The organism is Chamaesiphon sp., from assembly GCF_041738855.1.
GTDB lineage: Bacteria > Cyanobacteriota > Cyanobacteriia > Cyanobacteriales > Chamaesiphonaceae > Chamaesiphon.
On the sequence record NZ_JBGSPA010000034.1, the window covers coordinates 1 to 6,715 of the forward strand.

Annotated in this window: 7 protein-coding genes and 1 pseudogene; 4 read left to right on the forward strand and 4 right to left on the reverse strand. The window is 44.7% G+C overall.

Annotated features, from left to right (window positions below; all coding sequences use genetic code 11):
* From ACEW9I_RS04230 to ACEW9I_RS04245, 4 genes and pseudogenes are all read left to right on the forward strand, one after another.
* Positions 1 to 212, forward strand: a pseudogene (locus ACEW9I_RS04230) (efflux RND transporter periplasmic adaptor subunit); the annotation flags it as partial.
* Between the two features lie 113 nt (positions 213 to 325).
* Positions 326 to 586, forward strand: coding sequence for a hypothetical protein (locus tag ACEW9I_RS04235; RefSeq protein WP_373539119.1), 261 nt, complete (start codon positions 326 to 328; stop codon positions 584 to 586).
* Positions 587 to 662: 76 nt separating this feature from the next.
* Complete coding sequence (locus tag ACEW9I_RS04240) at positions 663 to 3,797, forward strand: efflux RND transporter permease subunit (protein WP_373539120.1); 3,135 nt, start codon at positions 663 to 665, stop codon at positions 3,795 to 3,797.
* 118 nt (positions 3,798 to 3,915) lie between these two features.
* On the forward strand, positions 3,916 to 4,113 hold the full coding sequence (locus ACEW9I_RS04245; RefSeq protein WP_373539121.1) for a hypothetical protein: 198 nt from the start codon (positions 3,916 to 3,918) through the stop codon (positions 4,111 to 4,113).
* Positions 4,114 to 4,134: 21 nt separating this feature from the next.
* Here the strand turns inward: ACEW9I_RS04245 and ACEW9I_RS04250 are convergent, their stop codons facing one another.
* The 4 genes from ACEW9I_RS04250 to ACEW9I_RS04265 form a co-directional block, all read right to left on the reverse strand.
* Positions 4,135 to 5,082 (reverse strand): glutathione S-transferase family protein, encoded by a 948-nt coding sequence (locus ACEW9I_RS04250; RefSeq protein ID WP_373539124.1) that lies wholly within the window; start codon positions 5,080 to 5,082, stop codon positions 4,135 to 4,137.
* Positions 5,083 to 5,109: 27 nt separating this feature from the next.
* Entirely contained in the window at positions 5,110 to 5,898 is a 789-nt protein-coding gene (locus ACEW9I_RS04255) for a class III extradiol ring-cleavage dioxygenase (RefSeq protein ID WP_373539122.1), read from the reverse strand.
* Entirely contained in the window at positions 5,891 to 6,394 is a 504-nt protein-coding gene (locus tag ACEW9I_RS04260) for a DoxX family protein (protein WP_373539123.1), read from the reverse strand. The genes ACEW9I_RS04255 and ACEW9I_RS04260 overlap by 8 nt, the downstream gene beginning before the upstream one ends.
* A 190-nt stretch (positions 6,395 to 6,584) precedes the next feature.
* The coding region (locus ACEW9I_RS04265; RefSeq protein WP_373539125.1) for a tyrosine-type recombinase/integrase at positions 6,585 to 6,715 on the reverse strand (131 nt) is incomplete at its 5' end.

Here is a 6,715-nt window from a genome sequence, read left to right on the forward strand (position 1 = left end):
GGGGACTGGTACCTGCCGTTGGTATTGTTGGCGGCGGTGCTTTTTTACTGGGACGCAAGAGCAATCGAGTCACAACGAGCCTAGTCGATCTAATCGAGCCAGAGGAAGAAGTTTCAGAGATACCAGCACTGGAAGCAGCTATCGATCGCCACCATTACATTACCGATCGCGAAAATGCCGCAATCGGTATGACGAAGAGCGACGATCGCTAATTTCTAGATACTGGCACGACGATCGATCGTCAGTTGCTATTTGGCGCGACTTTCTCACAATTACCTCAAACCTAACGGCAGCTAAAAAGTAATTCAGCAAAAGCGAGGCTGTTATGGATCGAATATTTTCGGTAAATCTGCTCTGGGGCTTAGTACCAGTCACGGGCATTATTATCGGTGGTGCCTTGTGGCTCTATCGCAGACGAGATCGCCTTGCAACCGCTTCAATCGAGCCGGAGGCAAGAGTGCCAGCTATTTCCGCTGACGAATTACCAATGTCAGAGTCAGATCCCGATCGAGATCGGTCGATCGTTATCGAGGAGACAGAAGATGATGATGATGCCGAACCTCCCTATATCAGCTGGTTTTATTGAAATCGATGACTATTAATTATTATGCTCGGTTCGGTAATTAATCCGCTGACACTTATTCTCATATCTAACACTAAACATGCTCGGAAATATCGTTCAGTGGGTAATTAACCGTCGTTGGCTGGTCGTACTAGCCGCTGTTATCGTCTCATTATGGACAGTTTATGTCATCCCCCAAATGCCGCTGGATGTGCTGCCAGCTTTCGCGCCGCCGCAGGTAGAAATCCAAACCGAAGCACCCGGACTCGCACCAGAAGAAGTAGAATCCCTAGTAACATTACCGATCGAGAGTGCGATTAATGGTACGCCTGGAGTTACAGCCGTGCGTTCTTCCAGTGTGGCGGGAATTTCAGTAGTGCGGACGGTCTTTGGCTGGTCAACTGACATTTATCAGGCGCGGCAACTGATTACCGAGCGACTGCAACAAGCCGTTAGTAAACTACCGCCAGGAGTCGAACCGCCCCAAATGTCTCCCACCACTTCGCCCGTCGGTTTGGTGGTGCAGTATGCTTTTACCGTCGCTGATAATGAGCAGAGTGCTACGCCAAATTCCCTGATGGCAGCGCGGCGGATTGTCGATTGGCAAGTGACAAATCGCCTTTTAGCCGTGCCAGGAGTCAGTCAAGTTTTGGTGTTCGGTGGCGACGAGCGACAGTTTCAAGTATTAGTCGATCCGGTCAAATTAGCAGCTTTTAATATTACCTTAGACCAAGTTACCCAAGCGACTAGAAAAGCAAATGTCAATGCCGCAGGTGGTTTTTATATTACTCCTGATACCGAGAGCTTAATTCGGGGAATCGGTAGGATCGAATCGATCGTAGATCTCCAAAAATCGACGATCGTATCCCGCAATGGCACCCCCGTTAGACTGCAAGATGTCGCTGATGTCCAAATTGGTGCGGCATTAAAACGGGGCGATGGCAGTTTTAACGGTAAACCAGCAATTATCGTGATGGTGAATAAGCAACCCAGCTACGATACGCCCACTGTCAGCCATGCGGTAGAAAAAGCGATCGCTGAAATTAAAGTTGGCTTGCCCAAAGACATCAAAGTCACCACCACTTTCCGTCAAGATAGTTACATCGAATCTTCCGTCGATAATGTGCGCTCTTCGTTGATTCAAGGTAGTATCATCGCGGCAATTATTCTGATTCCCTTTCTGTTGAATTGGCGAATTCTGACGGTGTGTTTATTAGATTTTTTCTTGACATTGCTATTTGGGATGTTGGTGCTGTCATGGCTGGGAGTTGGTTTGAATACCATGACATTAGGCGGCTTGGCAGTAGCAATTGGAACAGCGATCGATGATGCGATCGTCTATGGTGAAAATACCTATCGTCGCTTGCGTGAAAATAAAGCTGAGGGCAATCCACTTACCCCGCTAGAAATCATTTTTGAAGGTTCTGAAGAAGTGCGCGATTCACTCATAGGCGCGACGATTATTGGAATTATTGTATTCTCACCAATTTTTACATTACCAGGGGTTGAAGGGAAGATTTTCACCCCGATGGGAATTGCTTACTTAGCAGTAGTTGTTGTTTCTAGTTTAGAATCTTTACTCGTTTCTCCAGCTTTATGTGCGATTTTACTACCCGCTACTAAGGTGTCACAACGAGAACCGTGGCTAGCGAGATTTTGCAAGGCGATTTATAGCGCGTGTTTGAACTTCGCGATGAAAAATCCGCTCTTAATTATGGGAACTGCTACGGCTTTAACTGTCGCATCAATTGTAATTATCCCTTCATTTGGCAGAGCATTTTTACCAGAGTTTCAGGAGCAAACGATGGTAAACACGCTATTGTCCTACCCAACTGTTTCTCTCGAAGTTAGCACCAAAGCAGGTCATGTGGTCGAAGAATCATTGAAAAATGATAAGCGGTTCACATTCATTCAAACTCGCGCCGGACGCGCTGCTGGTGATTCTGATGCCGCAGGTGTGAATCTGGCTCACGTTGATGTCGAAATAAGTAAACTAGGGATGGAAGATCGGCAAGAATCGCTCAAAGTAATGCGAACAGCATTCGAGAAAATCCCAGGTGCAGCCGCAAATATTGGTGGGTTTATCCAACATCGAATGGATGAAGTTTTATCGGGAGTGCGAAGTTCGATCGCGGTGAAAATTTTCGGTTCTGACTTAGCGGAGTTACGGAAAATTGGGCAAGAAGTAGAAAAACAAATGGCAACAGTCGATGGTGTCGTCGATTTACAACTCGAACCCCAATTGCCAGTACCTCAGATTCAAATTAAATTCGATCGGGATGCAGCCAGTCGTTACGGACATACAGTAGGCGATTTGTCTGAGACGATCGAAACTGCCCTCAATGGTAAAGTTGTTTCTAAAGTTCTCGAAAATCAACAATCTTTCGATTTAGTTGTTTGGTTGAAACCAGAAGCGCGGCAGAGTCTAGAAACCATTCGCAATCTCTTAATCGATACTCCCAACAATCAAAAAATCCCGTTAGCTAGTATCGCCAAGATCGAACAAGGGAAAGGGCCGAATACCATCAATCGGGAAAATGTTTCGCGCCTAATTGTCGTTTCAGCCAATGCCAAAGGTCGGGATATTCGCTCGATCGTTACAGAGATCGAAACTAAAGTTAAAAGTAACATCCAATTATCGACGGGCTATTTTATTCAATATGCAGGTCAATTTGAAGCTGAAGAACGTGCCAGTAAAAACATTTTAGTTTTCAGCGGGATCGCGTTTGTGGCAATTACTGTCTTGATGTATCTTTCTGTTAAGTCGATCGCTTCAACGGCAATGATTATGATTAACTTACCAATTGCCTTAGTCGGTGGGGTCATTGCTGTAGCTCTGACGGGTGGCGTAATTTCGATAGCGTCTCTAGTGGGATTTGTATCCTTGTTTGGGGTAGCAACTCGGAACGGATTATTACTAGTGGATAACTACAATACTAAATACTCTGAAGGAATGCCAATGAAGGAAGTTATTGTCAAAGGCTCGATGGAGCGATTAAACGCGATCTTGATGACGGCTTTAACTTCGGGATTGGGTTTAGCACCGATGGTGTTCCAAGGTGGATCGGGACAGGAATTATTACAGCCTCTATCGATCGTTGTCTTTGGTGGTTTGTTTACTTCTACGGCGATTACGTTATTGGTATTGCCTGCTCTATATGCCAAGTTTGGCAAACATTTATTCCCGAAAAAAGAGGAGGAAACCAAACCAGAGCAATTTTTTATGCACATGTAAACTATAGCAAGCTCAGTGGATTCTTATCGATAGTGAAATAGAAAGTCAAGAGTGACAACTCAGCTAATTATTAACACTAATAGCCTACGATTAAAATAAGCTTGGATATCCAAAAAATATGATAGCTATCAACAAAAAACTTGTAGCAGCAATTGTATCTTCAACTGGCAAAGTTGCTGAAATTTTAGGATTGTATACACAGTCGAAACTCCGAGCTAGTGAGTCAGATCGTAGCGATCTTCACCAACCAGCCCTCGATTCCCCAACAGTTGCAGAAACTGATTTGATTCCTCCCTATGACGACCCCTTATATTAATTAAAGCGATAATTTTGCCCGTCAATCGAGCGATAGATCTAAATTTAGATTTGGGCCGATCGGGACGATTCTGCTCGGATTTAGTTCTGGCAAACCAGCATAATATAATTGCTTAACATGCTCGGCACTGCAAACCGATCGCACACCAGGATATTGATATAATTTGCGACAGTATTTCCACAAATCAGGAAAATCAATCAGCCGCTTGAGGTTACACTTAAACAATCCATAATAAGCTAGATCGAATCGAAATAACGTAGTAAATAAACACCAATCAGCAATGGTGATACGATTTCCGCAGAGATATGGCTGTTGTCCCAATATCCCTTCCCAATGCTCTAAGGCTGCGAATAATTCTGTCACTGCTTCAGTATATGCAGCTTGAGATACCGCAAAGCCACTGCGATATACACCGTTATTAATCGGCTGATAAATTGCATCTAGTACGCGATCGATCTCTGCTTGCAAGTCTACAGGATAAAAACTAGTATCATTCGCATACTCACCAAATTCTCGATCGAACATTTGAATGATGTGACGCGATTCATTACTGACAATCTTGCCAGATTGCTTATCCCACAAGACAGGTACCGTGACTCGCCCTGTATAATTGGAATCGGATTTGACATAAATTTGCCAGAGATAATCAGCACCATTTACAGTGTCGGTAATACAGCCTGGTTTAGCTGAAAACTTCCACCCATAGTCGCTAATTATCGGATCGACGATCGACAAACCAATGACATCTTCCAATCCTTTTAGTTTCCATAATAATGCCGTCCGATGTGCCCACGGACAACCCAGAGAAATATACAAATGATAGCGTCCAGCTTCGGCTTTAAATCCACTCGTCCCATCGAGACTAATCCAATTATGAAATACCGTCGGCATTCGCTGAAACTGACCCTGCTGATTATGTTCTGTCCATTCAGTCGTCCATTTACCGTCGATTAATTTACCCAATGCCATATTTTCCTCCAAAATAATTAATCTCGATTACACCGATCCTGTAAAGGCATAAGCAGCCATACTAAATGCGCCGTAATTGTAGCTATGATGCAACCTCACCCCTTTTACCTCACTACCTCCCGCACCCAACGCCACAAATAGAGGTAGTAAATGTTCGTCAGTTGGATGATTCTGTTCTGCATGGGGAGCAATTTTTCGATAGTTCAATACAGCTTCCCAATTACCTTCAGCAATTCTTTCTGCCAACCATTCATCAAAAACTCGCACCCAATCTGGTGGTGGCGCATCATAGCGACTGTTAAATTCCCACAGATTATGAGTAGCACTCCCGCTGCCCAAAATCAGTACACCTTCTTGCCGAAGGGGTGCGAGTGCTTGCCCGATCTGAAAGTGATGTAAGGCTCCAGCACGATATTGAATCGAGAGTTGGGTAACGGGAATATCTGCATCTGGATATGCCAAAATTAGTGGAGTCCAAGCCCCGTGGTCGAATCCGCGAGTAGGATGTGTATGACTGGAGATCCCAGCTTGGGTAAGTAAACCCACGACTCTCTCGGCAAGTTCAGGCGCACCAGGAGCGGGATAATTGAGTTGGTAAACCGCATCTGGAAAGCCGCCGAAATCATAAATAGTTTGAGGTTGAATTGCCTTACTAACAGTCGGTTCGGCAGAATTACAGTGAGCAGAAACAACCAAAATTGCTTTGGGTTTGGGAAATTGTCGATGCAACGATTTCAAAAAATGTGTCACCGCTCCACCCCGAATCGGCAAATCCGGCGCGCCATGAGATACAAAGATTGCAGGTAAACTAGTCATTAGAAACAGTACCGCTCAAAAAATATTTAGAAGAACCATCGAGATCGCAACCAATTGCGTATGCACCATCGCCCAGCAAAAATTGCACCACGGTAGCAACGGCAAAAAATGCCGGAAATTCCCAGCCCTCACCTTGATTGGTAAACAGCCATCCATTCGCTCCATGCGCTTTGAAAGTTGCCACCAGCAAAATCGGAAATAGTCCTAATGCGACCCATAGGGTATAAACTCCGCCTACCAATAGCAATCCACCTCCAATTTCCGCGATCGCTACTGGCATTGCCATCCAGCCTGGTAGCCCCACACTTTCAAAAAATTGAGCGGTTCCTGGCAAAGTAAAGACAAACACCTTCAAACATCCATGCGCCAAGAACAACAAGCCAAGACTAATCCGTAAAACTAAGATGGTATATGGGGCTGTGGCGAGATCGATCGTCGGTTTTGTTCGTTGTGCCCGATTGTCAACCGATCGAACATCTTGAATCGTAATTTTCATATTTTTCTCCTGAGTAAAACTATTCTAATTAGAACTATTTGGTGAAAATATCAACCTTACACAGATATTTCCACTACTTTGGGCGTTTCAAGCTCCAGAGCCAAGGGTTGAAATGCTGTCCCTTTGTGACCCCCATCGCAGAGAGCGATTTTTTCGGGGGAGATAGACAATAAAATTCACGACACTACATTCAACCATCCCACAGCCCTTGAAACTTGTTAGAAGCAAGTTCGGTGTAACGCACCGTGTGTTGAATATTGTTATGCCCCAGGTAACTTTGAATTGTCCGAGTATCAATACCGCGATTAGCCAAATAGTAAC

Excerpts from the sequence above, each read along its gene's own strand:
- ACEW9I_RS04255 (WP_373539122.1), bottom strand. The coding sequence starts at position 5,898 with ATGACTAGTTTACCTGCAATCTTTGTATCTCATGGCGCGCCGGATTTG.
- ACEW9I_RS04250 (WP_373539124.1), bottom strand. The coding sequence starts at position 5,082 with ATGGCATTGGGTAAATTAATCGACGGTAAATGGACGACTGAATGGACA.
- ACEW9I_RS04240 (WP_373539120.1), top strand. The coding sequence starts at position 663 with ATGCTCGGAAATATCGTTCAGTGGGTAATTAACCGTCGTTGGCTGGTC.
- ACEW9I_RS04235 (WP_373539119.1), top strand. The coding sequence starts at position 326 with ATGGATCGAATATTTTCGGTAAATCTGCTCTGGGGCTTAGTACCAGTC.
- ACEW9I_RS04260 (WP_373539123.1), bottom strand. The coding sequence starts at position 6,394 with ATGAAAATTACGATTCAAGATGTTCGATCGGTTGACAATCGGGCACAA.
- ACEW9I_RS04245 (WP_373539121.1), top strand. The coding sequence starts at position 3,916 with ATGATAGCTATCAACAAAAAACTTGTAGCAGCAATTGTATCTTCAACT.